Origin of the sequence: Litorivita pollutaquae (genome assembly GCF_003205515.1) — a bacterium.
GTDB classification, from domain to species: domain Bacteria; phylum Pseudomonadota; class Alphaproteobacteria; order Rhodobacterales; family Rhodobacteraceae; genus Litorivita; species Litorivita pollutaquae.
In genome coordinates this window covers 166,660-193,360 of the sequence record NZ_KZ826481.1, presented here as the reverse complement: position 1 = coordinate 193,360, position 26,701 = coordinate 166,660, and the positions used below count along the sequence as shown (strand labels likewise).

25 protein-coding genes are annotated in these 26,701 nt (G+C 60.6%); 12 read left to right on the top strand and 13 right to left on the bottom strand.

Going from position 1 to position 26,701, the window contains the following annotated elements; all coding sequences use genetic code 11:
- Positions 1-83 precede the first annotated feature (83 nt).
- From DI396_RS00875 to DI396_RS00860, 4 genes are all read right to left on the bottom strand, one after another.
- Positions 84-1,403 (bottom strand): pyruvate dehydrogenase complex dihydrolipoamide acetyltransferase, encoded by a 1,320-nt coding sequence (locus tag DI396_RS00875; RefSeq protein ID WP_110794285.1) that lies wholly within the window; start codon positions 1,401-1,403, stop codon positions 84-86.
- A gap of 10 nt (positions 1,404-1,413) precedes the next feature.
- The gene (locus DI396_RS00870; RefSeq protein WP_110794284.1) at positions 1,414-2,817 is read right to left on the bottom strand and encodes a pyruvate dehydrogenase complex E1 component subunit beta; all 1,404 of its coding nucleotides are present in this window, start codon (positions 2,815-2,817) and stop codon (positions 1,414-1,416) included.
- Between the two features lie 12 nt (positions 2,818-2,829).
- Entirely contained in the window at positions 2,830-3,840 is a 1,011-nt protein-coding gene (gene pdhA, locus DI396_RS00865) for a pyruvate dehydrogenase (acetyl-transferring) E1 component subunit alpha (protein ID WP_110794283.1), read from the bottom strand.
- Between the two features lie 165 nt (positions 3,841-4,005).
- Positions 4,006-4,305, bottom strand: a complete 300-nt coding sequence (locus tag DI396_RS00860; RefSeq protein WP_110794282.1) for an FtsB family cell division protein — start codon at positions 4,303-4,305, stop codon at positions 4,006-4,008.
- Between the two features lie 212 nt (positions 4,306-4,517).
- Between DI396_RS00860 and DI396_RS00855 the strand changes: the two genes are divergently transcribed.
- On the top strand, positions 4,518-6,230 hold the full coding sequence (locus DI396_RS00855) for an acyl-CoA dehydrogenase family protein (RefSeq protein WP_110794281.1): 1,713 nt from the start codon (positions 4,518-4,520) through the stop codon (positions 6,228-6,230).
- Positions 6,231-6,481: 251 nt separating this feature from the next.
- On the opposite strand, the gene DI396_RS00850 is transcribed toward DI396_RS00855, so the two are convergent.
- Positions 6,482-7,672, bottom strand: coding sequence for a phosphoglycerate kinase (locus tag DI396_RS00850; protein WP_110794792.1), 1,191 nt, complete (start codon positions 7,670-7,672; stop codon positions 6,482-6,484).
- 210 nt (positions 7,673-7,882) lie between these two features.
- Between DI396_RS00850 and DI396_RS00845 the strand changes: the two genes are divergently transcribed.
- From DI396_RS00845 to DI396_RS00820, 5 genes are all read left to right on the top strand, one after another.
- A complete protein-coding gene (locus DI396_RS00845) occupies positions 7,883-8,389 on the top strand; it encodes a peptidylprolyl isomerase (RefSeq protein WP_110794791.1) in 507 nt (168 codons plus the stop codon).
- Positions 8,382-8,939, top strand: coding sequence for a peptidylprolyl isomerase (locus tag DI396_RS00840; protein ID WP_110794280.1), 558 nt, complete (start codon positions 8,382-8,384; stop codon positions 8,937-8,939). Before DI396_RS00845 ends, DI396_RS00840 begins: the two co-directional genes overlap by 8 nt.
- A gap of 765 nt (positions 8,940-9,704) precedes the next feature.
- A complete protein-coding gene (gene cysS, locus DI396_RS00830) occupies positions 9,705-11,171 on the top strand; it encodes a cysteine--tRNA ligase (protein ID WP_235851691.1) in 1,467 nt (488 codons plus the stop codon).
- Between the two features lie 106 nt (positions 11,172-11,277).
- Positions 11,278-12,903, top strand: coding sequence for a citramalate synthase (cimA, locus tag DI396_RS00825; RefSeq protein WP_110794789.1), 1,626 nt, complete (start codon positions 11,278-11,280; stop codon positions 12,901-12,903).
- Positions 12,904-12,960: 57 nt separating this feature from the next.
- Positions 12,961-13,890 carry a squalene/phytoene synthase family protein gene (locus DI396_RS00820; protein ID WP_110794279.1) on the top strand — a complete coding sequence of 310 codons (930 nt, stop codon included), beginning with the start codon at positions 12,961-12,963 and terminating at the stop codon, positions 13,888-13,890.
- A 76-nt stretch (positions 13,891-13,966) separates the two neighbouring features.
- Here DI396_RS00820 and DI396_RS00815 read toward each other — a convergent pair whose 3' ends face one another.
- From DI396_RS00815 to cobA, 3 genes are all read right to left on the bottom strand, one after another.
- Complete coding sequence (locus DI396_RS00815) at positions 13,967-15,184, bottom strand: MFS transporter (protein ID WP_110794278.1); 1,218 nt, start codon at positions 15,182-15,184, stop codon at positions 13,967-13,969.
- Positions 15,185-15,281: 97 nt separating this feature from the next.
- Entirely contained in the window at positions 15,282-16,580 is a 1,299-nt protein-coding gene (locus DI396_RS00810; protein ID WP_110794277.1) for a cobyrinic acid a,c-diamide synthase CobB, read from the bottom strand.
- Entirely contained in the window at positions 16,577-17,428 is an 852-nt protein-coding gene (gene cobA, locus DI396_RS00805) for a uroporphyrinogen-III C-methyltransferase (RefSeq protein ID WP_110794276.1), read from the bottom strand. Before cobA ends, DI396_RS00810 begins: the two co-directional genes overlap by 4 nt.
- Positions 17,429-17,567: 139 nt before the next feature.
- Between cobA and DI396_RS00800 the strand changes: the two genes are divergently transcribed.
- From DI396_RS00800 to DI396_RS00780, 5 genes are all read left to right on the top strand, one after another.
- A complete protein-coding gene (locus tag DI396_RS00800) occupies positions 17,568-18,611 on the top strand; it encodes a cobalt-precorrin-5B (C(1))-methyltransferase (protein WP_110794788.1) in 1,044 nt (347 codons plus the stop codon).
- On the top strand, positions 18,608-19,399 hold the full coding sequence (locus DI396_RS00795; protein ID WP_110794275.1) for a cobalt-precorrin-6A reductase: 792 nt from the start codon (positions 18,608-18,610) through the stop codon (positions 19,397-19,399). The genes DI396_RS00800 and DI396_RS00795 overlap by 4 nt, the downstream gene beginning before the upstream one ends.
- A complete protein-coding gene (locus DI396_RS00790) occupies positions 19,399-20,034 on the top strand; it encodes a DNA-3-methyladenine glycosylase family protein (protein ID WP_110794274.1) in 636 nt (211 codons plus the stop codon). Before DI396_RS00795 ends, DI396_RS00790 begins: the two co-directional genes overlap by 1 nt.
- Positions 20,031-20,696: an alpha/beta hydrolase gene (locus DI396_RS00785; RefSeq protein WP_110794273.1), complete on the top strand. Its 666-nt coding sequence runs from the start codon at positions 20,031-20,033 to the stop codon at positions 20,694-20,696. Before DI396_RS00790 ends, DI396_RS00785 begins: the two co-directional genes overlap by 4 nt.
- A 231-nt stretch (positions 20,697-20,927) precedes the next feature.
- On the top strand, positions 20,928-21,512 hold the full coding sequence (locus DI396_RS00780) for an HNH endonuclease (protein WP_110794272.1): 585 nt from the start codon (positions 20,928-20,930) through the stop codon (positions 21,510-21,512).
- Positions 21,513-21,517: 5 nt separating this feature from the next.
- On the opposite strand, the gene DI396_RS00775 is transcribed toward DI396_RS00780, so the two are convergent.
- The 5 genes from DI396_RS00775 to DI396_RS00755 all read right to left on the bottom strand — a co-directional run bounded on the left by DI396_RS00775 (position 21,518) and on the right by DI396_RS00755 (position 26,060).
- Positions 21,518-22,636, bottom strand: coding sequence for a leucine-rich repeat domain-containing protein (locus tag DI396_RS00775; protein ID WP_110794271.1), 1,119 nt, complete (start codon positions 22,634-22,636; stop codon positions 21,518-21,520).
- A gap of 109 nt (positions 22,637-22,745) precedes the next feature.
- On the bottom strand, positions 22,746-23,249 hold the full coding sequence (locus DI396_RS00770; protein WP_110794270.1) for a bactofilin family protein: 504 nt from the start codon (positions 23,247-23,249) through the stop codon (positions 22,746-22,748).
- A complete protein-coding gene (locus DI396_RS00765) occupies positions 23,239-24,570 on the bottom strand; it encodes a M23 family metallopeptidase (RefSeq protein WP_110794269.1) in 1,332 nt (443 codons plus the stop codon). The genes DI396_RS00770 and DI396_RS00765 overlap by 11 nt, the downstream gene beginning before the upstream one ends.
- Positions 24,571-24,779: 209 nt before the next feature.
- Positions 24,780-25,598, bottom strand: coding sequence for a ferritin-like domain-containing protein (locus DI396_RS00760; protein ID WP_110794268.1), 819 nt, complete (start codon positions 25,596-25,598; stop codon positions 24,780-24,782).
- A complete protein-coding gene (locus DI396_RS00755; RefSeq protein WP_110794267.1) occupies positions 25,599-26,060 on the bottom strand; it encodes a peroxiredoxin in 462 nt (153 codons plus the stop codon).
- 93 nt (positions 26,061-26,153) lie between these two features.
- Here DI396_RS00755 and DI396_RS16535 point away from each other — a divergent pair.
- Positions 26,154-26,701, top strand: a 548-nt coding sequence (locus tag DI396_RS16535; RefSeq protein ID WP_204362767.1) for a hypothetical protein, incomplete at its 3' end; no start/stop codon positions are given.

Genomic DNA, 26,701 nt, shown 5'->3' with positions numbered 1-26,701 from the left:
CCGGAATTCAAACCAAAACGCCCGCAGAAACCTGCGGGCGTTTGTTGTTTCACGGTGCGCCGGCCGGTGACCCGGCGCGCCGGTCAGGCTAGCATGGCAATCGGGTTTTCCAGATTGTCGACGATTTGGTTGAGCAGCTCTGCGCCGAGCGCGCCGTCGATAACACGGTGATCGACCGAAAGGGTCACGGACATCACCGTGGCGACTTCCAATGCGCCGTCCTTGCCAACCACCGGTTTTTTCACACCCGCACCAACTGCAAGAATTGCGGCGTGTGGCGGGTTGATGACGGCGTCAAAATTATCAATTCCGAACATTCCGAGGTTGGAAATCGCAAAGCTGCCGCCTTGGTATTCATGCGGCGCAAGTTTGCGGTCGCGGGCGCGGGTGGCCAAGTCTTTCATTTCGGCGGAGAGAGCCGAAAGCGATTTCATCTCGGCGTCCTTGAGAACCGGCGTGAACAAACCGCCTTCAATCGCGACCGCCACGGCGACATCGGAGGGCGTCAATTGCAACACGCGGTCCCCGGCCCACACCGCATTGGCCGCAGGCACCGCTTGCAACGCCAAGGCGCAGGCTTTGATGATGAAGTCGTTGACCGAGAGTTTGACGCCGCGGGCTTCCAATTTGCCGTTCAATTCCGTGCGGAATTTCATCAGCGCGTCGAGCTTGATATCGCGGCGCAGGTAGAAATGCGGGATCGATTGTTTGGCTTCGGTAAGGCGTGCGGCAATGGTTTTGCGCATGCCGTTGAGCGGTATTTCCTCATAGGCGCGGCCTTCATACATCCGTTTGACCGCATCGGCGGAGGGACCGGATGCGAGGGCGGCGGGCGCGGATGCCGCAGCAGGCTCTGCTGCGGGGGCGGCGCTCTCCGCTGGGGCGGGGGCTTCGGCTTGGGCTGCTTCAACATCGGCTTTGACGATCCGGCCTTTGGGACCGGACCCGCTGATCGAGGATAGATCGACGCCTTTGTCCGCTGCGATACGGCGCGCCAGGGGAGAGGCGAAAATGCGTTTCCCATCCGCGTCTTGCGGTGCGCTGGGGGCAGCGGATGCGGACGGTTTGGCGGCGGGTTCCGGCGCAGCAGGCTCCGAGGGCGCGGCGGGCGTCTCCTCTGGGGCTTTTGCAGGTTCTGCGCCAATATCATCGGCGCTTTCGCCCTCTTCAAGCAGCACCGCAATCGCCGTGTTCACTTTCACGCCTTCGCTGCCTTCGGCGACGAGGATCTTCCCGATGACGCCCTCATCGACGGCCTCGAATTCCATCGTCGCCTTGTCGGTTTCAATCTCGGCCAATAGGTCGCCGGAGGATACGGTGTCGCCCTCCTTGACCAACCATTTGGCCAATGTGCCTTCTTCCATCGTCGGCGAGAGGGCGGGCATTAGGATTTCTGTCGGCATCTCTCTCTCCTTACCGGTAAGTGACTTGTTTCACGGCTTCAATCACCTCATCAGTGGTCAAAAGCGCGTGTTTTTCGAGGTTGGCCGCATAGGGCATCGGCACATCTTTACCGGCGCAATTGAGCACCGGCGCGTCGAGGTAATCAAAGGCGCGGGTCATGATCGTCGCGCTGATATGGTTGCCGATGGAGCAGACGGGGAAGCCTTCTTCGACGGTGATGCAGCGGTTGGTTTTCATCACCGATGTCAGCACCGTGTCATAATCAATCGGGCGCAGGGTGCGCAGGTCAATGACCTCTGCCGAAATCCCGTCCTTGGCCAATTTATCTGCGGCCTCAAGCGCATAAGTCATGCCAATGCCAAAGCTGACGATGGTGACATCGCTGCCTTCGCGCCAGATTTTCGCCTTGCCGAAGGGGATGGTGAAATCCTCCATCGCAGGGACTTCAAAGGATTTGCCGTATAGGATCTCGTTTTCAAGGAAGATCACCGGGTTGGGGTCGCGGATCGCGGTTTTGAGCAACCCTTTGGCATCGGCGGCGGAGTAGGGCATCACCACTTTCAACCCCGGCACTTGTGCATACCATGCGGCGTAATCATGGCTGTGCTGGGCACCGACGCGGGCGGCGGCGCCATTGGGGCCACGGAACACCATGGGCGCGCCCATCTGTCCGCCCGACATATAGAGCGTCTTGGCCGCAGAGTTAATAATCTGGTCAATGGCTTGCATGGCGAAGTTAAACGTCATGAATTCGACAATCGGCTTCAATCCACCAAAGGCCGCGCCGACACCGATACCGGCAAACCCGTGTTCTGTGATCGGTGTGTCGATCACCCGTTTGGAGCCGAAATCATCCAAAAGGCCTTGGGAAATTTTATAGGCACCTTGGTATTCGGCCACCTCTTCTCCCATCAAGAACACGTTTTCGTCGCGGCGCATTTCTTCGGCCATCGCATCGCGCAAGGCCTCGCGCACGGTTTGGGTTTTCATGGGCGTGCCGTCGGGCCAATCGGGGGTTTGCTCGGCAGGGGCGGCTTCGGGGGCGGCGGGTTTAGCGCGCGCCGGTGCGGGGGCTTCGGCATCCGTTGCCGCCTCGTCTGGCGCAGCCTCAGACGCGTCAGCGGGCGCAGTCGAACCGGCAGGGGATGATGCGATGTCATCGGCGCTTTCGCCATCCTCAAGCAGCACCGCAATCGGCGTGTTGACCTTCACGCCCTCGCTGCCCTCGGCAATGAGGATTTTTCCAATCACGCCCTCATCGACGGCTTCGAATTCCATCGTGGCCTTGTCGGTTTCAATCTCGGCCATGATATCGCCGGCGGCGACCGTGTCGCCCTCTTTGACGAGCCATTTGGCCAATGTGCCTTCTTCCATCGTGGGCGAGAGGGCGGGCATAAGGATTTCGCTTGGCATGTTTTGTCTCCCTTACGCGGTCTGTGACGCGTCATCGGCGTAAATATCGGTCCAAAGCTCTTCGAGCGCCGGCTCGGGGCTTTCCTTGGCAAACTCTGCGCTGGCGTTGACGATTTCCTTGATCGACTTGTCGATGGCTTTGAGGTCGTCTTCGGTGGCGTGTTTGCCCGTCAAAAGCAAATCACGGACATGTTCGATGGCATCCTTTTCCTCGCGCATTTTCTGCACTTCTTCACGGGTGCGGTATTTGGCCGGATCGGACATCGAATGGCCGCGATAGCGGTAGGTTTTGACCTCGAGGATATAAGGGCCTTTGCCCGCGCGGCAATGCGCGACGGCGGTGTCACCGGCCGCTTTGACGGCGAGAACATCCATGCCATCGACGGCTTCGCCCGGGATACCAAAGGCGGCACCGCGTGTGAAAATATCCGGTGACGACGTTGACCGCGCTTGCGCGGTTCCCATGGCATATTGGTTGTTTTCAATCACAAAAATCACCGGCAATTTCCAAAGGGCGGCCATGTTGAAGGTCTCGTAAACCTGTCCTTGGTTGGCGGCGCCATCGCCGAAATAGGTGAAGCTGACGTTATCATTGCCTTTGTATTTGTCGGCAAAGGCCAGCCCCGCACCGATCGGCACCTGCGCGCCGACGATGCCGTGACCGCCGTAGAAATGCTTCTCTTTGCTGAACATATGCATCGAGCCGCCTTTGCCTTTGGAATAGCCGCCGATGCGTCCGGTCAATTCCGCCATAACGCCGTTCGGGTCCATGCCGCAGGCCAACATATGCCCGTGATCGCGATAGGAGGTGACGCGTTTGTCGCCCTCTTTGGCCGCCGCTTCAAGCCCGACAACAACCGCTTCTTGTCCGATGTAGAGGTGGCAGAACCCGCCGATCAACCCCATGCCGTATAGCTGTCCGGCCTTTTCCTCGAATCGCCGTATCAACAGCATATCATGGTAATAGGCTTGTAACTCTTGCGCAGAAACGTTTGGTTTCTTTGAGCTTTTCTTGACGGCCATCGGCGGGTTCCTCCTCCGGGATGAAACTAGTTTAGCGTTAAACTAATTTATACAGCATCCTGCGCAGGGATGCGAGAAGGAATTTCCAACGGGGGTTTTGACAGCAAAATTCGGCCCGCCGCGCGGCGGATGGTGTTGTGACAAACTCGATAGGAAGGGTGTGATTTAACGGATGACGATCTCGTCGCTGCGCACCATGCCCAGCACATCACGGGCCTGTTGGTCGAGCAGGTCTAGGTCAAGGTAGCTGTCCGAGAGGCGCTGCGTCAGGTTTTCCATCCGCGCCACATCGGCGCGCAGTTTGGTCAATTGCGCTGCCAATTGGTCATGCTCGGCGTTGATTTCGGCACGGCGAAACAGGCCGTAATCGCCCTGCACGGCGGCAAAGGCGAAATAAAGCCCGATGCTGAGGGCGGCGGCGAAATAGATCAGCACACCAAAACCGGGTTTTTTGCGCGACGTCATAATGGAAATCTGCCTAACACTGCTTGAATTCCGGCCTCTATCGGACCCTTCAAACACCATGCCACATGCGATTCGTTTTGTGAATCCCCCGCGTCACATTTTATTAAATTTATGTCTGTGATGAGCAGGTTATTGCAAATAGCTGCCGCAGTTGCGAGGCTGTGGAGATGCACCGCAACGATTGGGGTGCAAGACGAGGAACCTTGCTTGACATGACGCGCATTCCGCCCCCGATTTCCGCTTCGGATTCTGCTGCTTCTGGCGGCACCTTTGCCGTTGCCTCCGGGCGTGCCTCCGCGCCTGGCTCTGTCCCGCCGCAGGCTGATTTGGGCACCCATGAGGTCACCAATCAACCCGCACCGATGGGCGATGGCGATTTGTTCACTGCCGATCCGGCCTTGCGGTGCCATGCCGCGGCAAGCGGGGCCGATATGGAGCATTTGGCGCATTTCGGCGGTCGTATCGGCACCGAGGAGATGCGCGCCAAAGCCCGTGCCGCGCAGCGTTATAAACCCGAATTGATCACCCATGATGCCGGTGGGCGCCGCATCGACGAAGTGACGTTTCACCCCGCGTATCATGATTTGATGCAGGCGGGGATCGGCGGAGGTATGGCGGCCTTGCCATGGGAGGGCGCGCGCGGCGGCCATGCCACCCATGCGGCGATGCTATACCAGATGACGCAAATCGAACCGGGCGTCTGTTGTCCGCTGACGATGACCTATGCCGCCGTGCCGGCGCTCAAGGCCAATCCAAAGCTGTTGCAGGACTGGGTGCCGAAATTGACCTCGCGCCGCTATGACGGATCGGCGCGGGCCTTGACCCGCAAAGCCGGTGCCACATTGGGCATGGCGATGACCGAAAAACAGGGCGGATCGGATCTGCGCCGTACGGCCACCACGGCGGTGCCGGCCGAGGGGCATTACCGGTTGACGGGACATAAATGGTTTTGCTCGGCGCCGATGTCCGACGGGTTTCTGACATTGGCACAGGCCCAAGGTGGTTTGACCTGTTTTCTGGTGCCGCGCTGGCTTGAGGGCACGCGCAACGGCATCCGCATCCAACGGTTGAAGGACAAGCTCGGCAATCAGGCCAATGCCTCCTCTGAGATCGAATATGACGGCGCGCTGGCCTATCGGTTGGGGGCAGAGGGCGCAGGCGTCAAAACCATCATTGAGATGGTCCATCACACCCGGCTTGATACCGCCATCGCCCCGGCGGGATTGATGCGCGCGGCATTGGTGCAGGCGCATCATTGGGCCACGCATCGCACTGCGTTTCAAAAACGCCTGATTGATCAACCGATGATGCAATCGGTTTTGGCCGACCTGGCGTTGGAGGCCGAGGGCACTTTGGCGCTTTCGCTGCATGTGGCACAGAGTTTCGACAGCGGCACCGAATCCGGCCGCGCGTTTTCGCGTATTGGTGTGGCTTTGGCGAAATATCTGGGCAATCGGCTGTGCCCGCAGGTGGTCTTCGAGGCGATGGAATGTATGGGCGGTTCGGGATATGTCGAAGAGGGGCCAATGCCGATGCTCTACCGCGAAGCGCCGCTCAATTCGATTTGGGAAGGGTCGGGCAATGTCATCTGTCTCGACATCCTGCGCACGCTGGTCAAAGCGCCCGCCACCGCCGAGGCCCTGTCAAACGAGCTGACGCTGGCGGCGGGGGTGAATCGACATTTCGATGCGGCGATCAAAACCCATATGGCGCGGTTCCCGCGATTGCCCGATGAGGCGCAGGCACGGTGGTATGCCGAAAGCCTTGCCAGCTTGCTGACGGCGGCAGTTCTGATCCGTAAAGCCCCGGCGCCGGTGTCAGAGGCCTATGTGAGCAGCCGTCTGGCCGGCGCGCGCGGGCGCACCTATGGTACCATGCAGGGCGTCGATACGGCGCCTCTTGTCGCGCGGATCACCCAAGGATAGCCGCGCCCCCGCCGTTTTGGCACGCCAGTCCCGGCAAGACGGTTTCGCGATATGCAACGCCCGGCTGCGGCCCCGCAGGCTCCCCCTTATGGCGCGGCGGGATGCGGGGTAAACAGGATATGCGGTGCATATAGGCATGCGCGGAAGGCGCATCGGGAGGCATGTCGGGCGGGCAATCGCGCCAGCAGTGCAATCCGCCGCCCGCAGCGTGTGGCAACCCGCGCCATGCAGCACGGGCCGCAGAGCGGGGCTTACTGCTGCCCTGCGGCCTCAAGCGCGGCAACACCGGGCAGGGTTTTGCCCTCCATCCATTCCAGAAATGCGCCGCCAGCGGTGCTGATATAGGTGAAATCTTTAGTGGCATCGGCTTTGTTGAGCGCCGCAACCGTGTCACCGCCGCCTGCAACCGAAATCAGGCTACCGGCGCGGGTATATTTCGCCGCAGCCTTTGCTGCCGCATTGGTGGCGGCATCAAAGGGCTCGATCTCGAACGCGCCCAACGGCCCGTTCCAGATCAGGGTTTTTGCCTCGCCGAGCAATGCCTCGATCCGCGTGACCGATTTGGGGCCTGCGTCCAAAATCATCGCATCGGCAGGGCAGTTTTGCGCAGTGACCACTTCGTTTGCGGCATTGGCCGCGAATTCGCGTGCCACGACCACATCGACGGGCAAAACAATCTCGCATCCCAGATCAAGCGCCTTGAGGCGGATTTGCTCGGCGGTGTCGATCAGGTCATGCTCGCAAAGCGATTTGCCCACGTCGATCCCGCGCGCTGCCAAAAACGTATTGGCCATGCCGCCGCCGATCACCAGATATTGCACTTTTTCGACCAGATTGCCCAAAAGCTCCAATTTGGTTGACACTTTCGCGCCGCCGACCACCGCGACCACGGGTTTCTGCGGCGTGCCGAGCGCCTTTTCCAAGGCTTCCAATTCCGCCTGCATCAACCGCCCTGCGCAAGAGGGCAGCAAATGCGCCACGCCTTCGGTCGAGGCATGGGCGCGGTGCGCGGCCGAAAACGCATCATTGCAATAGATATCCCCAAGCGAGGCGAGGAATTTGGCCATGGCGGGATCGTTTTTCGTCTCGCCGGGGGCAAAGCGGGTGTTTTCAACGAGGATGACCTTGCCCTTGGCGGCTTCGATCGCGCCGCGATCGGGGCGCTCAATGAACACGACGCCTTGTTCCAATGCGGCTTCAAGCGCGGGCACGGTGATGCGCAACGATAGTTCCGGCACATGTTTGCCCTTGGGGCGGCCGAAATGCGCGAGCAGAACCGGCGTGCCGCCGCCCGCAAGGATGTCTTTGACCGTCGGAACAATGCGTTCAATCCGCGTGGCATCGGTCACTTCGCCGGCGTCATTCACCGGCACGTTGATGTCGACGCGCACCAAAACGGATTTCCCGTTCAACTCCATATCATCCAGCGTGTTCCACCCCATCGTGGCCATCTCCTATGCTTGTGGCGCCGCGCGCCTGAAATCTCGAACGGGCGCTTCGCGGGCCCGCTGTTCATAATTCGCTTGCGCATCTCTTCGCCCGTCTTGCGCAAGGCGTCAACAGCGCGCTTGGCATCCGGCGCGCTTGGTCTTAGGTATTCGCGCAGGATTATGAACGGCGCGCCGCAGTGCGCGCAAAGCAAGGAGCCGGACATGGCGGATATCAAAGACCCCGAAAACACCCTGTTGATCGAACTCAAGGGCGGCACGGTCACCCTCGAACTGCTGCCCGACGTGGCCCCGCAGCATTGCGCGCGGATCAAGGAATTGGCGCGCGCAGGCGCCTATGACAACGTGGCTTTCCACCGCGTGATTGACGGTTTTATGGCGCAAACCGGCGATGTGGAACATGGCAACATGGAAAAGGATTTCGACATCCGCCGCGCCGGCACCGGCGGTTCGGATTTGCCGGATGTTCCGGCCGAGTTTTCCAAACTGCCCCATGATCGTGGCACGCTTGGCGCTGCGCGGTCGGCCAACCCGAATTCGGCCAACTCGCAGTTTTTCATCAACTTCAGCGACAACCATTTCCTCAACGGTCAATACACCGTTTATGGCCGCGTCACCGACGGCATGGAACACGTCGATGCGATCACCCGCGGCGAACCTGCGCCTGCGCCCGACCGGATGATTTCGGTGAAGGTGGCCGCAGATGCGTAAGGCTTTCGCAAGCGCTGCGGCTTTGACGTTTGCGGCATCGGCGGCTTTGGCCACGGGGTTGGAGATCCAGATCGAAGGCGAGGGGGCCAATGGCACCGTCAACATCGACCTTCTGGAAGAAACCGCGCCCAAGCATGTGGAACAAATCACCGCATTGGCCGCCGAGGGCGCTTATGATGGCGTGGTCTTCCACCGCGTGATCGAAGGGTTTATGGCGCAAACCGGTGATGTGGAATTCGGCCGTCTGGGCGGCGATATGCGCCGCGCGGGCATGGGCGGATCGGACCGCGGCAATATTCCGGCGGAGTTCTCCGATCTGAATTTTGATCGCGGGGTTGTTGGCATGGCGCGTTCGTCCGATCCCAATTCGGCCAATTCGCAGTTCTTCATCATGTTCGCTCCCGGCCCCTTCCTCAACGGTCAATACACCGTTGTCGGACAGGTCACCGATGGCATGGATGTGGTGGACCAGATCAAATTGGGCAAAGGCGCGAACGGCGCGGTTATCGGCGCGCCGGACGTGATGACCAAAGTCACAGTCACCGAATAGGCCGGAGTGTGCTTATCAAGTGAGCGTATAAGGCAAACATAGCGGCCCGCAGAGAGATCTGCGGGCCGTAATGCATTCGCGATAAAACCTGCCTTTTCGACCTTTGCGCGGCGGTCATCATTGTGGCTGTTTGGGGCTTTTGCCCGTGTTTGCATAGTTGGAGCGTTGCACAAAGGCGCGAGGCCGTCGAAACGGCCCGAGCCTAAATCGCCCTGCGACCCCGCCGCCGCTCGCGCGGCCACCACCAAACCCACCGTTGCGGCTACTGTTGGCTGTCCGAATGTGACCGATAGCAGTGAGGCAATCCGTCCGCGTGCAAGGAAAAAAACCGCCGCATAGGGCTTGTGAACTGGCAAGTGCCAAGGATGCTCCGTCACAGGGAGACAGGGAGACAGGGAGACAGGGAGACAGGGAGACAGGGAGACAGGGAGACAGGGAGACAGGGAGACAGGGAGACAGGGAGACAGGGAGACAGGGAGACAGGGAGACAGGGAGACAGGGAGACGCATGTCCCTAGGCATGTGCCATCTGTAACCGATTGGGACAAAGCGCGCGGGGTGTGAAATCTCTTGGCCTAAGGCTGTACCGATGCTAGGCTAAACTTATGAAGAGCCACCGCATCATTATTTGCTGCATTATTTCCTGCTGAGATTTCTCGCGGGCTGTTCTTCTGTTTCCTTAAACGTATGAAGTTGCTAAGTCCGCGGGCGAGCCGAGCCTTTGCGTATGTTTGCCATGCGCGCGCCAGATACAAGGACGCCAGACGTGACGAGCGAAACATCGATCAAGCTGCACAACACCAAGACCCGCCGCAAAGAGGTCTTTGCGCCAATCGACGACAAGAATGTGCGGATGTATGTGTGTGGCCCGACGGTCTATGACCGCGCCCATATCGGCAATGCGCGCCCCGTGATCGTGTTTGATGTGCTCTACCGCCTGCTGCGCCATGTCTATGGGGGTGATCACGTCACTTACGTGCGCAACTTCACGGATGTGGATGACAAGATCAATGCCAAGGCAGCCGACACCGGCCGCAACATCGGCGAGATCTGCGACGAGACGATTGGCTGGTATCTCGATGACATGCGCGCCGTCGGGGCATTGGATCCCAACGTCATGCCGCGCGCGACGGCCTATATCCCGCAGATGATCGCGATGATCGCAAAGCTGGTCGCGGACGGCCATGCCTATGCCGCCGAAGGCCATGTGCTGTTCTCGGTCGAAAGCTATGAGAAATACGGCGCGCTGTCGGGGCGCAGCATTGACGACATGATCGCCGGCGCACGGGTCGAGGTCGCCCCCTATAAACGCAATCCGATGGATTTCGTATTGTGGAAACCTTCCGGCGCTGGGCAACCGGGATGGGAAAGCCCGTGGGGCTATGGCCGTCCGGGATGGCATATCGAATGCTCGGTCATGGCGGATGACCTGCTGGGCGCGTCGTTTGATATTCACGGCGGCGGCAATGATTTGATGTTCCCGCACCATGAAAACGAGATCGCGCAAAGCTGCTGTGCCAATGGCCATGCCGCAGACGGTGGCGGTTTTGCAAATGTCTGGATGCACAATGAGATGCTACAGGTCGAGGGCAAGAAGATGTCCAAATCCTTGGGTAACTTTTTCACCGTGCGTGATTTGCTCGACGGTCATGATGGAATGGCGGGTATCTCCGGCGAAGTGATCCGTTTCGTATTCCTGTCCACGCATTACCGTAAACCCATGGATTGGACGGCGCAGAAGGCCGAGCAAGCAAAGACGACGCTTACCAAATGGAAAGAGCTGACCTCCTCCTTGCGCGGCGGCGATGCGGCGCAGGTTCTGCCAAAGGCCGTGGCGGACGAGGTCGTGGCGGCGGTTGCGGATGATCTCAATACATCCTTGGCGATTGCGCATATGCACAAGCTTGCCAAAGAGGCCAAGGACGATATCGCCGCGCGCATCCAACTGGCGGCGTCGATGCAGTTTCTCGGGTTCGATTGGGAGCAACCGTGGAACCATGCCTTCGGCGCGTCTTTGGTTTCAGAGGCTGGTGATCCGGTCGATCTTGAAGCTTTCGCAAGCAAACTCTCCGCGTTGCGGGCCAAGGCGATGGAGACAAAAGACTTCTCTGCGGTGGATGAGATGAAAACCGCGCTTCTTGCTGCGGGCGCAGAGGTGCGTATGTCGAAGACGGGGGTCGACATTGACGCCGGCCCCGATTTCGATCCCTCCAAACTGGCGGGCCTGCTATGACCGTTTATAGCCCCTGCGCGGCCCATACCCGTCCGGCGCGCCGCGCATCTTTCGCCGCATGCTTCGCCGTGTCTCTCGCGGCATGTTTCTCTGCGGAGGGCCGCGCATGACCCGCGAAAAACTCTACCTTTACGACACCACCCTGCGCGACGGGCAACAAACCCAAGGCGTGCAATTCTCGACCGAGGAAAAGCAACAGATCGCCCAAACTCTCGATGCGCTGGGCGTGGATTATATTGAGGGTGGCTGGCCGGGGGCCAACCCGACCGACAGTGCGTTTTTTGACGCCGCGCCCAAAACCCGCGCGCGCTTTACCGCCTTTGGCATGACCAAACGCGCGGGGCGCTCTGCCGAAAACGACGATGTGCTGGCCGCCGTGATGAACGCGGGCACCGATAGCATGTGCCTCGTCGGCAAAACTCATGACTTTCACGTCACCACCGCGCTGGGCATTACCTTGGCGGAGAACACCGAAAACATCCGCGCCTCGATCGCCTATATCGCCGCGCAGGGGCGCGAGGCACTGTTCGACGCCGAGCATTTTTTCGACGGTTACAAGGCCAATCCCGAATATGCCACCGAAGCGGTTCTGGCCGCCTATAGCGCGGGCGCGCGCTGGGTCGTTCTGTGCGATACCAATGGCGGCACCTTGCCCGAGGAAATCGGGGCCATCACCCGCGCGGTGATCGATGCGGGCATTCCGGGCGACCGCCTTGGCATCCACACCCATAATGACACCGCCAATGCCGTCGCCGGTAGCCTTGCCGCCGTGGACGCCGGTGCGCGGCAAATCCAGGGCACGCTGAACGGTTTGGGGGAGCGTTGCGGCAATGCCAACCTGATCACCCTGATCCCGATCCTGATGCTCAAATCGCCCTATGCCGAACGCTTTGAAATCGGTGTGAGCAAGGATGCCCTGCGCGGGTTGACCGCAGCCAGTCGCCAATTGGACGATATCCTCAACCGCGTGCCGACCAAACAGGCGCCTTTTGTCGGCGCTTCGGCCTTTGCGCATAAGGCCGGATTGCACGCCTCCGCGATCCTCAAGGATCCCTCGACCTACGAACATATCGATCCGGATTTGGTCGGAAATGCCCGCGTCATTCCCATGTCCAACCAAGCCGGGCAAAGCAATCTGCGCCGCCGTCTGTCCGAGGCCGGACTGAGCGTCGAGGCGGGCAATCTGGCCTTGGTGCGCATTCTCGACCGGATCAAGGAGCGCGAAGCCGAGGGCTATACCTATGATAGCGCACAGGCTTCGTTCGAATTGCTGGCCCGCGAAGAATTGGGGCAGATGCCGGCGTTTTTCGAAGTCAAACGCTACAAAGTTACCGTCGAGCGCCGCAAGAACAAGCGCAATCAAATGGTGTCCCTGTCTGAGGCCATCGTGGTGGTGAAGGTGGACGGCGAAAAGAAACTGTCGGTGTCCGAATCCATCGACGCCGAAGGCCGTGACCGGGGGCCTGTGAATGCGCTTTGGACCGCTTTGGCCAAAGATCTCGGCCGCTATGGCGATGCTGTGGCGGATATGCGTCTGGTGGATTTCAAGGTCCGCATCACCGGAGGCGGCACCGAAGCCGTGACCCGCGTCATCATCGACAGCGAAGATGCCCAAGGGCGGCGCTGGTCGACGGTTGGCGTTTCGGCGAACCTTGTCGATGCCAGTTTCGATGCGCTGTTGGATGCGGTGAATTGGAAATTGTTGCGCGAGGGGGCGGTGGCGCGGGCGTAACCGGGCCGGTGTTTTGCGCGGTGGCATGTTGCCGCTGCCCAAGACCATGCTGCCCGAATGGCATCTACATGGCCCCCAGAGCCCGCGCGGCCATATCATTTGTTGGATGGCATCAACCACTCGAATGTGGTTTATGCCCCCAAACTTAAGCCCTCATTCGCGGAGTTCTCACCGGTGACTGACACGCCAGAGCATGACGACATTGCCGCCTGCGCCGCGCAGGTGGCCCGCGCCGATCCGGAGCGTTTTGCCGCCACAATGGCTGCGCCTGTGGCTCTGCGCCCGGCGCTTTTTGCGCTCTATGCGTTCAACACCGAAGTGGCCCGTGCGCCTTGGGTGACCCAAGAAAGTATGATCGCGGAAATGCGCCTGCAATGGTGGCGCGATGCACTTGAAGAAATTGGTGCGCAGGGGCAAGGCGGCCCGCTGCGCCGTCATGAGGTGGTGACGCCCTTGGCCAAGGTTCTGGCCTCGCCCGAGGCGGCACTGCTCGATGATCTGGTGCTGGCGCGCCGCTGGGATATTTACCGTGATCCTTTTGAGGACGAAACGGCTTTCCACACCCATATCGAGCAAACAGGCGGCATTTTGATGCGGGTGGCGGCGACCATGGCCCATGGCGCGCCGCTTACCCCCGAGGCGGCACAGGCCGCAACCGATGCCGGATATGCCGCCGGTCTGGCCGCATGGCTGCGGGCGATTCCCGCGCTTGAGAAAGCCGGGCGGGTGCCTTTGGTGGACGGGCGTCCCGAAGCCATCGCCGGCTTGGCCAACGACGGATTGAACCGGCTTAACGCCTCGCGGTTGGGGCGACGGCATATGTCCAAACCCGCCCGCGCCGCGATGTTGCCGGCATGGTTGGCGGCGCCGGTCCTGCAGCAGGCCGCCAAAGAACCCGCGCGGGTTGCGCAAGGCGCGCTTGGCCTGTCAGATTTTGCGCAAAAGGCGCGGTTGATGCGCTGTGCTATGACCGGTCGGTGGTGGTAGCCGCGCGCCGGTTGCGGCGCGTAGAACCGGCAGGCTGACCGCCCATCCGAATGACAGATGAGACGCGCGGGTGGGATCAGCTGTCTTTGGGCCGCAGCGCCAGCCAGATCAACGCGCCGCCTGCCAAGACCAAGAAGGGGGCCATGGCAAGGTTGACCGCTGACCATCCGGCCTGCGCCGAACCGCCAGAGCAATTCATCAACCCGCCCGACGCGAGCGAGGCAAAAGTCACGCCGCCGAACACCAACAGATCGTTCAACCCCTGCATCCGGCCGCGTTCATGCGGCTCATGCGCGCCGGCCAACATGGTCGTTGCCCCGATAAACCCGAAGTTCCATCCTACGCCCAGCAAGATCAACGCCAGGAAGAAGTTGTTCAAATCCACGCCCTCAAGCGCCACAACTCCGGCTCCGGCAAGGATCACCAAACCCGCTGCGACGATCTTTTCGACGCCAAAGCGCGCGATCAGATGGCCGGTGAAAAAAGACGGCACATACATCGCCAAGACATGCGCCGAGACCACATCGGCGGCGTTGGATTTGTCAAACCCGCAGCCCACAACGGCCAGCGGCGTCGAGGTCATCACCAGATTCATCAACGCATAGGACACCATTGCGCAGATCACCGCGACAGCAATACGGGGGGTTTTGAGCAACTCCATCCGGCTGCGGCCCTTCGGGGCATCTTGCGCGGGCATGGGCGGTTTCGGAATGTCGAGAAACAGGAACAATCCTGAACCGATCACGTTCACCGCGATTATCGCAAGATAGGTGCCAAGGAAGGGGATCACCATGGCTTCGGCGGTGACTTTGACCAATTGCGGACCGATCAAGGCGCTGATCAAACCGCCGGCCATGACATAGGAAATCGCCTTGGGGCGGAATTCTGCTGTGGCGGTGTCGGCGGCGGCAAAGCGGTAAAATCCCTGCGCGGACATATAGATGCCGGTGATTAAACTCCCGATCAGATAGATGGTAAAAGACCCGGAATAAAGCCCGTAAGCCGAGACCGCGCCGCCCATGGCGCCCGCGCCCGTGCCCAACATGAACCCCGCACGCCGTCCGTATTTTTGCATGATCCATGACACCGGCGTGGCGGCGAGCATGCTGCCCAAGACGATCAGAGAAATCGGCAATGTGGCGAAACAGGCGTTGCTCGCCAAAGACTGTCCAGCCAGACCGCCCATGATGAAAATCATCGGCATTTGCGCGCCCAGAAGCGCTTGCGCCATCACAAGGATTGTCACATTGCGCTTGGCGCTGGCACCGGCGGTTTGGGCGGATGTATCTGTCATGCTAAATGCGTATCGCCTTCCGGTAGTGGCGTCTAGCGCGGAAACTACGGGGCGCGCGTGGATGGGTTTGGCATGCGGCGCTTATACCGGCGTGGCGTCAATCCGCAGCGTCAATCACATGCGCAAAGGACCCCGAAACCCGCCCCGCGCGCAGACCGGTGGGGCCAAGATCATTGCCTTCGGCATCGCGCGCGTCAAACAGCGGATCGCCTTGCGCACGTTGCGTCGTGGCATAGTGAAATTCATGCCCGAAAAGCGCGCCGCCGCCAAAGGCGGTCGCAACGCCCAGCGGGCTCAGCTGCCGATACCCCAAATGCAGTTTGCGCGTCTCGAATGAGGTCTCCAACTTTAACAGGTCGAGCATTTGATGCCGCGCGCCCTGCGCATCAACCAGGCCCGCGCCAAGAACCATGTATCCGCCGCATTCCCCATAAATATCAATGTGCTCCGCTGCATTTCTCACGCTCTTGATGAAGCGGTCTGCGGCGGCGATCTGCCCGGCGTGTAGCTCCGGATATCCCCCCGGCAGGTAGAGGAATTCGCAATCGGGCACAGGCTCATCCGCCAAGGGAGAGAAAAACGTCACCTGCGCTCCGGCATGTCGCCAATCATCCACCATATGCGGGTAGCTGAAGGCAAAGGCGGCATCGCGGGCTACTGCGATGCGCTGCGCGGGGGGGGCAAATCCGGCGGGTTTCGGCGCGCGGGGAACCGGCGCCGCAAGACGCAACAGAGCCTCAAGGTCGAGGGTTTCGGCCAAAGCATCCGCCGCGCGGTCCAGGAACGCGTCTAAATCCGCTGTCTCGCCGGCCTGCACCAATCCCAAATGCCGCGAGGGCATCGCCAGATCGGCGCGGCGCGGCAGGGCGGCCAAGACGGGAAGGCCTGACGGTGCCAATGCGCGGCGCAACATGGCGTCGTGCCGCGCACTGCCAACATTGTTGAGGATCACGCCGCCGATGCGCACGCTTTCGTCAAATCCCGCGAACCCTGCCACCAACGGGGCGATCGATCCGGCCATGCGCCCCGCATCCACCACCAAAATCACCGGCAGGTCGAGCATCCGCGCCAAATCCGCCACCGCGCCGCGCCCGTCGGGCGGCGCGCCGTCAAACAGGCCCATCGCCCCCTCAACCACCAACATACCGTCGCCCGAAGCCAACCCCGCGATCCGCGCCGGTGACATGGCCCAGGCATCCAGATTGGGGCAGGGCGCACCGCAAGCGGCTTCGTGAAACTTCGGGTCAATATAATCGGGGCCGGATTTTGCGCCGCGCACGGTGATGCCGTGCCGGGAGAGCAGCCGCAAAAGCGCCAAAGTCACGGTGGTTTTCCCCGCGCCCGAGGCTGGCGCGGCGAGGATCACCCCCGTGCTGCTGGCGGGCGGCGCGGTCATGCGCGTTCGGCGGGCTTTCCGCGCTTCAAAGGGTCGAGATCGCGCGGCGGCTCCCCTGCGGCCATGCCTTGCCAATCCAAAACCTGCCGCATCAACACCGACCGTCCGACGCAAATGATCGCCGGCGGCGCAAGGCCAGAGGCGGCAATATCGGCCACCAGATTGCCCAATGTGGTTTCAAGAACGGCTTGGTTTGCGGTGGTTGCCTCGCAAACCACGGCCACAGGTTCATCCGCCGCGCGGCCCGCCGCCATAAGAGATCCGGCGATGTGTTCGGCGTGTTTCATGCCCATATAGATCACCAACACCTGACTGCCGCGCGAGATGGCCTCCCAATTCAGCGAAGATGTCACTTCGCCGGTTTGGTCATGGCCGGTCACGAAGGTCACCGATTGGTTCACGTCGCGGTGCGTGACCGGAATGCCGGCATAGGCCAATCCGCCAATGCCCGCCGAGATGCCCGGAATGATCCGCACCGGAATGCCGTGCTGAACCAATGTTTGCGCCTCTTCACCGCCGCGCCCGAAAACGAAAGGATCGCCGCCCTTCAGCCGCAAAACCCGTTTCCCCGCGCGCGCCAGATCAACGAGACGCAAGGATATATCCTTTTGTTTCGCCGAAGGTTTTCCGCCGCGCTTACCGGCATAGATATGTTCGGCCTGCGGTGCCCAATCGAGAATCGCCTCTTGCACCAAAGCGTCATAAATCACCACATCGGCCTGGCGCAGGGCATTGAGCGCATGCAACGTCAGCAGCCCCGGATCGCCCGGACCCGCGCCGCAAAGCCATACCCATCCGGCCTCGAGTTTTGGCCAGTCATATGTCGGAAGAGAGATTGAATCAGTCATATCAGCCTTATGGCGCGAATAGACCCCAAGCGAAAGATGCCGGAGCGCCGCATTTTATGCGCGATGCGCAGGCTTCGGATTGGCGCGGGCGCAGGGCGGCGATATAGTCTGCGGTATGAGCAAAGACGCCGCTTCAGATATGGGCCGAAAACCCGCCGCAGAATTGCGCCGTGGATGGACCACGGGCGCCTGTGCCACGGCGGCGACACGCGCCGCGTTGATGGTGCTTTGGGGCGAGGGTGTGCCCACCCGCGTGCGGATCACTTTGCCGCGCGGTGAGCGGCCCGAGTTTGCCATCGAAGACATGCGACAAGGCGACGGATGGGCCGAGGCTTGCATCATAAAAGACGCGGGCGACGATCCCGATGTGACCCATTGCGCCCGTATTTGGGCGCGGGTGGAACGCTCTGGCCGCGGCGTGGTTTTCGCAGCGGGCAAGGGCGTCGGTATGGTCACCAAAGCCGGATTGCCGATTGCCGTGGGCGAACCTGCGATCAACCCCGTGCCGCGCCAGATGATGACGCAAACCGTGGAGGAAATGGCCGCGCGTTTGGGGCAGGCCGCTGATATTAAAATCACAATATCGGTTGAAGGTGGCGAAGACTTGGCCGCGAAAACATGGAACCCGCGCCTTGGCATCATCGGCGGCCTGTCGATCCTTGGCACCACCGGGATCGTGCGCCCGTTTAGTTGCTCTGCATGGATCGCTTCGATCCATCGCGGCATCGACGTGGCGCGGGCGGGCGGGCAAACCCATGTGGCAGGCTGCACCGGCGCGACATCCGAACGCGTGGTGCAGGGGCTTTATGAGCTGCCCGATCATGCGATGTTGGATATGGGCGATTTTGCCGGCGGGATGCTCAAATATCTCGCCAAACACCCGGTTGCGCGGATCACCATTGGCGGCGGTATCGGCAAGATGACCAAACTTGCCCAAGGCGCGCGCGATTTGCATTCGGGCCGCAGCCAAGTGGATTTCGCGGGGCTTGCGGCGGTGCTTGATGCGCCGGAGGTGGCGGGGGCGAACACGGCGCTGGAGGCCTATCGCATGCACGGCGCGCCGATGGCGGATTGGGTGGCGCGGGGCGCCTTGGCCACGGCGCGGGCCATGCTGCCGGACGAGATCACGGTGGATACGGTCGTGATTGACCGCGCGGGCGTCATATTGGCACGGGCGCAATGACGGTTCTTGTCTTGGCAGGCACCCGCGAGGCGGCGCAAATTGCCAAAGCCTTGGCCGAAAGGGGCACGCCCGCCGTGGCGTCATTGGCCGGGGCGACCCGCGCGCCCAAACCGATGCCCTTGCCGACACGCATGGGCGGGTTCGGCGGGGCCGATGGGTTTGCCGCCTACCTGCGCGATGCGCGGATCACGGCGGTTTTGGACGCCACGCACCCTTTTGCCCTGCGCATCACCCGCCGCAGCGCCGAGGTCTGCGCCGCCATGGGCATTCCCTATGCGCAGGTGTTGCGCCCCGCCTGGGAGGCGGGCGCGGGGGACAATTGGACCATACTGGCGCAAGAATCCGAGGCCGCAGATCACGTGCCGCGCGGAGCCAGAGTGTTTTTGGCCACGGGGCGGCAAACATTGATGGCGTTTGCGCCACTGGCGGACAAGGATTGCACCCTGATTTGCCGTCAGATCGATCCGCCCACGGGCGCGTTCCCCTTTCCAAAGGGTGAGTTCATGATCGGGCGTCCACCGTTTTCAGTCGACGATGAAATCGCCCTGTTTCAATTGCTTGGCATTGAGTGGTTGATCGTGAAAAACGCGGGCGGCGAAGCCCCGCGCAGCAAATTGATTGCGGCGCGCAGATTGGGGATTCCGGTGGGGATGATTGCGCGCCCCGCGCAGCCCGATGTGCTGCGATTTGAAACCATCGCGCCCGCGATTGCATGGGCCGTAGCGGGCGCCGGGACGGGGGCCGAAACGCGGGGCGAAACAGGGGCCAAAGCAGGCGGAAAAATATAATGACAGGCGTGGGTTACATCATCAAAACCGATGATTGTGTGCGGCGCGGGGCCGCGTGGTTGACGGACACCGACGAGGCTATGGCGCGGGCCTATGCGTTGACCGGTCCCTTGCCGTTGCGGCTTAAACCCGACGGATTTGCCGAATTGCTGAGCGCCATCGTCAGCCAACAGGTCTCGGTTGCGTCGGCGCGGGCGATATGGGGGCGGATGGTTGCGGCGGGCTTGGATGAACCGGCCAATATCGAAACCGCCAGCGACGAGGATCTGCGCGCCATTGGTCTGAGCCGGCAGAAGGTCAAATACGCCCGCGCATTGGCGCAGGCGGGGATTGATTTCGACGCATTGCGCGACGCGCCGGATGCGCAGATCATCAAAACCCTGACCGCCGTGTCCGGCATTGGCGTGTGGACGGCGGAAATCTATGCAATGTTTTCCTTGGGCCGCGCCGATGTTTTCCCTTCGGGCGATTTGGCGCTGCAAGAGGCGGCAAAGCATTTATACGGGCTGCCGGAGCGACCCAAAGACCGCGCCCTGCGCCAGATGGCGGAAAAATGGAGCCCGTGGAGATCGGTTGCTGCGCGGATGCTTTTTGCCTACTACCATGTGGCAAAACAAAGGGAAGGGATCCGATGACCCGTGTGTTGAAATCCGAACGTAAAGAACCGCTCTCCGGCACCACGCGCTCTGTCGTTGTGTTCTTGCACGGCTATGGGGCCAATGGCGCCGATCTTTTGGGGCTGGCGGATCCATTGTCCGAACATTTGCCCGACACGCTGTTTATCGCGCCTGATGCCCCCGAAAACATCCCGATGATGCCCAACGGATACCAATGGTTCCCGATTCCGTGGATGGACGGATCAAGCGAGGAAGAGGCCGAGCGCGGGCTCAACGCCGCCGCCGAAGATTTGAACGCCTTTCTCGATGCGATTCTCATTGATGAAGACCTACTGCCCGAACAAATGGTTCTGTTCGGATTTTCCCAAGGCACGATGATGTCGCTTTATGTCGCGCCGCGCCGCGAGGACGAGATCGCCGGGATCGTCGCGTTTTCGGGGCGGCTTTTGCAGTCCGAAACGCTCAAGGATGCCGCCGTTAGCAAGCCACCGATTTTGTTGGTGCATGGCGACGCCGATGACGTGGTGCCGCCGCAAAGCCTTCCCGAAGCCGCCGAAGCCTTGCAAGAGGCCGGTTTCAAAGAGGTGTTTGCCCATATTATGAAGGGCACCGGGCATGGCATCGCGCCCGACGGGCTACAGGTCGCTTTGGCCTTTATGCGCGACAAGGCCGGCTTTTAAGACGGTTGCGGCGCGTTAGGACCCGCGCGGCAATGCCGCCGGGGCCTCTTTTCATCCCCCAATCCGCTCAATGTCACGGCAGTGTTACGCTCCCGCGCTAGCTCTTGGTTGAATTGGCATATCTCGCCTCTTGTCAGACGCGATCCGCGAGATATAGTCATATTATTGCTGGGGCGGGGTGTCCCGCCTTGGTGCCAAAACAGGCAGACAGGGCAGGGGGCCTTTCGCCAGATGGACGGAGATTTTAGAACCGAATTTGTCAGAGAGCCCGGCGCGCTCAAACACTATCCGGCGCTGGTGCTTAATGCGGACTATAGGCCATTGTCCTATTATCCGCTGTCGCTCTGGCCATGGCAGGAGGCGGTCAAAGCGGCGTTTTTGCAGCGGGTCGATATCGTGTCGGAATATGACCAAACCGTCCATTCCCCGAGTATGGAGATCAAAATCCCCTCGGTGGTCGTCCTCAAAGATTATGTCAAACCTCAAAAGCGCGTGGCCTTCACGCGCTTTAATTTGTTTTTGAGGGATGAATTTTGTTGCCAGTATTGCGGCGCGCGCGGTGATCTGACCTTTGATCATGTGGTGCCGCGGGCGGCGGGCGGCATTACTTCTTGGGAGAATGTCGTGGCGGCCTGTTCGCCCTGTAATCTGCGCAAAGGATCGAAAAGCCTGCGTCAGGCACAGATGAGCCTGCGCAAACCGCCGCGCCTGCCCGCCGCAGAAGAATTGCGCAATATGGGCCGCAAGTTTCCGCCGCACCATCTGCATTCCTCATGGATGGATTTCCTCTATTGGGATGCGGAGCTTGAGGCCTGAACAGGTTATTTTTTGATTTTGGCACCGGCGGCGATCATGGAGGTGTCTGTCACCGCCGTTCCGCGCAGGTCGAGGTGTTTGATCGGCGCGCCGCCAAGCGCGGAGACATCCGTGACGCCGGTATTGCTCAATTCCACACCGCCCAAATGCGGCAACCCCCGCAGTGGTTCGATATCCGATACCGGCGCGCGGCCTAGCCATAGAATTCGAAGCTCGGACAGGCCGGCCAGCGGTGACAGGTCTGATACATCGGTCCGGCGCAGTTGCAGGACCGACAATGCCTTGGCACTGGCCAGAGCCGAGATATCCGCCAGCCTGCGGTTTTCGCTCAACGTCACAATCCTCAGGACCGGCTTGGCTGCCAATGCTGTGATATCGCTGATTTGATTGCCGGAAAAATCGACTTTTTCCAGCCGCACCAAATCTGTTGCAAAGCCGATGTCATCGAGGGCGGCGCGCCCCAATACACCTTCGATCGAGAGGTCGCGCAAGGCGGTCAATCCGGCCAGAGCGCTGAAATCGCTTTGCGCCCCTTGCTTGATGTGCACCCTTTCCAGTGCCGTCAAATTGGACAAGGCCTGCGTGCCGGACAGGCCTGCGGTGTAGGTGTCGAGAATCCGCAAACCATGCCAACCGGCCAAAGGGGATACATCAAGCGGTTCGCCCGGAATGTAGATGCGCAGGGCCTCAATCCCTATGGGGGCGGGGGCCAGTTGCGCCAAAGCCAAGGCCGCGTCGCTGGACAGGGAGAGGGATTTCAACCCCTTCATCTCCAGGATGGGCGTCAAATCCACCGGACCTTTGCGGAAAATATCCAGATGCCGGATGGTTTCATTTCCGGCCAGAGCCGATAAATTGAATGTGCTGTCCGGCGCGTCATCCGACACAATGCGCAATCGGCTCACCGTCGTGTCGGTGAGGGTCTGCGCCAAGGCGTCAATGCGGATTTTGGCCCGATTGCCCTCAAAGGGGCGGCACGCATCGCCCTGCGGCATGCCGAGCCCGAAAGGCCCGATACAGGTTTCGATCGCACCGAGGGGGGCTGCCAATAGAAGCGCTGCCGCTGTTGTGAGACCGGAAAAAACTCGGCGCAAACGGCGCGGCGCAAAGGAGGATGTTGTCATGTCAAAACCCGGTTTCGAAAGGATGGGGTTTAGGCGCACTGCAGGGGGAAAATAAAAACGCCGGCCTCGGAAGGGGCCGGCGTTATACATTGCTGTGGCACAGGAGGCCTTAGGCTTCGGGGGCACCGGCCGGTTTCGGCACTGCATTTTTCGCCGCCGAGTTCAATGGATCGTCCTGACGCTGCACCGAGCCTTCGAAATGCGCACCGCTTTCGATGGCGATGGTTTTGTGGATGATGTCGCCTTCGACGCGCGCGGTCGAGGTCAACCGAACCTTGAGGCCGCGCACACGGCCCACGATACGGCCATTGACGACCACATCATCGGCAACCACTTCGCCGCGCACGGTCGCGCCTTCGCCCACGGTCAAAAGATGCGCGCGAATGTCGCCTTCGATGGTGCCTTCGATTTGGATGTCGCCGGTGGTCTTGAGATTTCCGGTGACGGTCAAATCCGCCGACAATACCGATGCGGGCGGCTTGGCCTTGGGGGCCGAGGCTTTGAATTCGCCCGATGCGGGTTTGGGCACGGCACCGGTTTTTTCCGGAACTGCGGGAGTGTTTACATCAGCGGCCTTCGGGCCGGGCTCGTTGATTTTGCTTTTAGAAAACATCGTTAGCAGCCTTAATATAGATCATAGGGTTTACGGCCTTTCCGCCGACGCGCACTTCATAATGCAGGTGGGGGCCGGTCACACGTCCGGAGGCTCCCATATCACCAATCCGGTCGCCGCGCGAGACTCTTTGTCCAACTTTAACATTAAGCCGCGACATATGCGCATAACGGGTCTCGATGCCGAACTCGTGCTGGATTTTCACCAAACGGCCATAGCCCGTCGACCAACCGGCATGCACAACCCGGCCATCGGCCGTGGCATAAAGCGGGGTGCCGACGGGGCCGGCGAAATCAACGCCCTTATGCAAGCGTCGTCCGCCGGTTTTCGGATCGCGGCGGTAGCCAAAGCTGGAGGTGAACCGATAGGCGCTTTTCACCGGCAGCGCGAAGGGGGCTTTTTCGGCGGCAATACGGTAAAGGTTCAGCTGGTCCATCTGGTTCAAAATGCGGTTGGCGCGGCTGGCATCCGGCGAGGGCAACGCGCCTTTGGTCGAGAACACCAACGGCGTCAACGGGCCACCTTGTCCGGAATATCCGCGGCGCACCTGGTTGAGCAATGTGTCGGGGTTCATGCCGGCGTTGCGGAACATTTTGTTCAAGGGTTCGACCGATACGGTCATGGCTTCTTCGAGGCGCCGGAAAATCTGGTCGTTCTGGTCTTTCAGGGTCTGGATTTCCAACGCCATGTCATCGGCTTGTTGAAGGGCACCCTGTGCGTCGGCGATGATCTTGTCGCGTTCGGTGGCGGTTTCGGCCAAAGCGGCGGCGAGAAAATCACTGGCGCTATCAGTGGTGCCGCCGGCAGCGGCCAAAGCCTGCGCGGCATCGCCGCCCTCGGCCTTGAGCGCAGCCGTCTCGCGCCGCGCCTGTTCGCGTTCGCCCATGGTGCGGCGCAGGGTGGATTGAATCACCTCGATACCGGTTTCCAATTCACGGCGGCGGGTTTCCGATGCCAGGAGATCCGATTGCATCACCGAAATCTGGCGCAGCGCCGAATTGAACCGTTCCTGGGCGGCCAAGGCTTCTTCGGAGCGCAGGTCGCGTTCAGAGGACAGCAGATTGAGCCGCGCCTCATAGGCGCGTTGCTCGCGTTTGGCCTGCTCGCGGAAATTCCCGGCGCCGATGCTGTCCATTAGCAAGATCGCGGTGGCGATGATTGCCCAGGCCACGATCGCGGCCGAGCCAATAAAACCGATCACCTGTGTGCCGGGGCGCAGGCGAATGAATCTGGTGTCTGTGTCCGACCGCAGGAAAACCCGACGTTCCGGAAAATGCCGCTCAAGCAGCGCGTGTATACGCATTGCGATCCGTGTTTTCACGAAGCTCAGTCCCTTGTGTTACCCGTCCCAGAGGAGCGCTTATTCTTGTGCGAAGTTATTCTGCTGCGCCTTGGGTAAACTGCTTACCCACGCAGGTGGATTAGGGCAAGGTTTTTGGCCACTGCGCATCGCCGGATCGGCTAAAATAGGCTGACTTGGCGAAAAACCGCCGATTCACGAGGGGGTTACAATGGGAAGTTCACCTTTGTTCACTCGGTCAGGGGCCAGTAGAAATCAGGCGGCAAACCCGCCTCGGCGCGTTTCTCTTCATTAAATGGCGGCTTGAGCGTGCTGTGGAAATACTTGCGGACAAGGCCATGGAAGGTGTCTTTCGGGTCAAGATCGTGCCGCCCGCACAGGAAATGAAACCATTTGGACCCATAGGCCACATGGCCAACCTCTTCGCCATAGATCACCTTGAGCGCTTCGACGGTTTGTGTGTCGCCGGCCTTGTCAAACAGGGCAATCATATTGGGGGTGACGTCCAATCCGCGCGCCTCAAGAACCATCGGCACCACCGCCAGGCGGCCCATCAGATCGGTCGCCGTGTCCTGCGCTCCGCGCCACATGCCCGCATGGGCCGGCATGGCGCCATAATGGCTGCCGTGCGCTTCAAGGCAATCGCACAACAGGTTGAAATGTTTGGATTCTTCATTCGCGGCCTTGACCCAGTCATCATAATATCCGATCGGGAATTTCACATCGGGAAACCGCGCGATGATGTCCCAATGCAAATCCACTGCATTCAGTTCGATATGCGCCACCGCATGGATCATTGCGATCCGCCCCTGCGGCGTGCCCGGTTTGCGTTTGGGCACATGGCGCGGGTCGAGCAACTCCGGCGTTTGTGGCCGTGCCGGATGCATCGGCGGATTTGCGGTGCCGATCGGGATTTCGCGCCCGTCGCGCCGGGCCGCAAACCATGTCGCTGCATGTTTATGAGACAGCGCCGTTTTGGCCCGCCCGTCGGCGCAATTGAGCACCTCTTCGGCCATTTGCGCGAGGGATTTCACCGCCGTATCTGTCATTTAAAGCGCCTTCGCGGCGTCAAGAACGGCCTCTACATGGCCCGCGACTTTGACCTTGGGCCAATGCGCCGCGATGGTTCCATCCGCGCCGATCAACACGGTGGTGCGTTCGATCCCCATGAAGGTTTTTCCATACATCTTTTTTTCTTTCCAAACTCCGTAATCTTCGCAGGTGGTGCCCTCGGCGTCCGATAAAAGCGGCACGGTCAGCCCGTGCTTTGCGCGGAATTTCGCGTGTTTCTCAACGGTGTCTTTCGAAATCCCAAAGAGTTTGACACCAAGCGCCTCGAAGGCCGCCGCATGATCGGAAAACCCGATCGCTTCCTTGGTGCATCCACTGGTATCATCGCGCGGATAGAAAAACAGAACCACAGGCGCAGGGCGCTGCGCCGACAATGTGACCGGCGCGCCGCCATCTTGCGGCAATGTGAAATCGGGAGCAGGATCGGTAATTTTCAGCATGTTGTCTCCTCGCGCCCTGACGTATGATGGGCTATAAATGGGCCATAGCGCCCGCGCACTCTGCCAGAGCAAAATGCCAGAGCAGCGCGCCAAATGGCGCGGTTACGGGGTAACCTATCAAAACGGATGAGCCAAGACGATCCCGACATACCCTCCAAAAAACCGGAGGATGACACCGCCGGACCAAAGCGGAATGCCGGTGATGCGCTGCCGGTAAGTGGTACCGGCATGGCCGCCGCCATGCAAAAAATGCGCGGCGGGTTAGCGGGCGAGAGCGAGAGCAACGAGGAGGCCATATCGGCCGCGCCTGACGAAGACAGTTCGTCGGCTACAGATCCGCGCGCAGGGCGCGTGCCCGAAGACAATGCCACAGGGCAATCTAGCATTGTGCAATCTAACGTCGTGCAATCGGGCGTCACGCCGTCGGGCACAGAGCAATCACGCGACGATGCCAAAACAGCCGATGGTGAAAAAAAACTTGCGTCAGCTCCCGCCAGCGGTTCGCCTTCCGAAGCCGAAGCCGAAGCCGAAGCCGAAGCCGAAGCCGAAGCCGAAGCCGAAGCCGAAGCCGAAGCCGAAGCCGAAGCCGAAGCCGAAGCCGAAGCCGAAGCCGAAGCCGAAGCCGAAGCCGAAGCCGAAGC

Coding starts and splice junctions, on each gene's coding strand:
- DI396_RS00760 (WP_110794268.1), bottom strand. CDS start 25,598: ATGACAGATACGGCGGTGAAATCCCTCGCGCAAATGGCCGAAGAGGTG.
- DI396_RS00790 (WP_110794274.1), top strand. CDS start 19,399: ATGACAGGCGTGGGTTACATCATCAAAACCGATGATTGTGTGCGGCGC.
- DI396_RS00755 (WP_110794267.1), bottom strand. CDS start 26,060: ATGCTGAAAATTACCGATCCTGCTCCCGATTTCACATTGCCGCAAGAT.
- DI396_RS00810 (WP_110794277.1), bottom strand. CDS start 16,580: ATGACCGCGCCGCCCGCCAGCAGCACGGGGGTGATCCTCGCCGCGCCA.
- DI396_RS00775 (WP_110794271.1), bottom strand. CDS start 22,636: ATGACAACATCCTCCTTTGCGCCGCGCCGTTTGCGCCGAGTTTTTTCC.
- DI396_RS00780 (WP_110794272.1), top strand. CDS start 20,928: ATGGACGGAGATTTTAGAACCGAATTTGTCAGAGAGCCCGGCGCGCTC.
- DI396_RS00845 (WP_110794791.1), top strand. CDS start 7,883: ATGGCGGATATCAAAGACCCCGAAAACACCCTGTTGATCGAACTCAAG.
- DI396_RS00815 (WP_110794278.1), bottom strand. CDS start 15,184: ATGACAGATACATCCGCCCAAACCGCCGGTGCCAGCGCCAAGCGCAAT.
- DI396_RS00860 (WP_110794282.1), bottom strand. CDS start 4,305: ATGACGTCGCGCAAAAAACCCGGTTTTGGTGTGCTGATCTATTTCGCC.
- DI396_RS00770 (WP_110794270.1), bottom strand. CDS start 23,249: ATGTTTTCTAAAAGCAAAATCAACGAGCCCGGCCCGAAGGCCGCTGAT.
- DI396_RS00875 (WP_110794285.1), bottom strand. CDS start 1,403: ATGCCGACAGAAATCCTAATGCCCGCCCTCTCGCCGACGATGGAAGAA.
- DI396_RS00785 (WP_110794273.1), top strand. CDS start 20,031: ATGACCCGTGTGTTGAAATCCGAACGTAAAGAACCGCTCTCCGGCACC.
- cobA (WP_110794276.1), bottom strand. CDS start 17,428: ATGACTGATTCAATCTCTCTTCCGACATATGACTGGCCAAAACTCGAG.
- DI396_RS00800 (WP_110794788.1), top strand. CDS start 17,568: ATGGGCCGAAAACCCGCCGCAGAATTGCGCCGTGGATGGACCACGGGC.
- DI396_RS00855 (WP_110794281.1), top strand. CDS start 4,518: ATGACGCGCATTCCGCCCCCGATTTCCGCTTCGGATTCTGCTGCTTCT.
- DI396_RS00870 (WP_110794284.1), bottom strand. CDS start 2,817: ATGCCAAGCGAAATCCTTATGCCCGCCCTCTCGCCCACGATGGAAGAA.
- DI396_RS00795 (WP_110794275.1), top strand. CDS start 18,608: ATGACGGTTCTTGTCTTGGCAGGCACCCGCGAGGCGGCGCAAATTGCC.
- DI396_RS00820 (WP_110794279.1), top strand. CDS start 12,961: ATGGCATCTACATGGCCCCCAGAGCCCGCGCGGCCATATCATTTGTTG.
- pdhA (WP_110794283.1), bottom strand. CDS start 3,840: ATGGCCGTCAAGAAAAGCTCAAAGAAACCAAACGTTTCTGCGCAAGAG.
- DI396_RS00850 (WP_110794792.1), bottom strand. CDS start 7,672: ATGGGGTGGAACACGCTGGATGATATGGAGTTGAACGGGAAATCCGTT.
- cimA (WP_110794789.1), top strand. CDS start 11,278: ATGACCCGCGAAAAACTCTACCTTTACGACACCACCCTGCGCGACGGG.
- DI396_RS00840 (WP_110794280.1), top strand. CDS start 8,382: ATGCGTAAGGCTTTCGCAAGCGCTGCGGCTTTGACGTTTGCGGCATCG.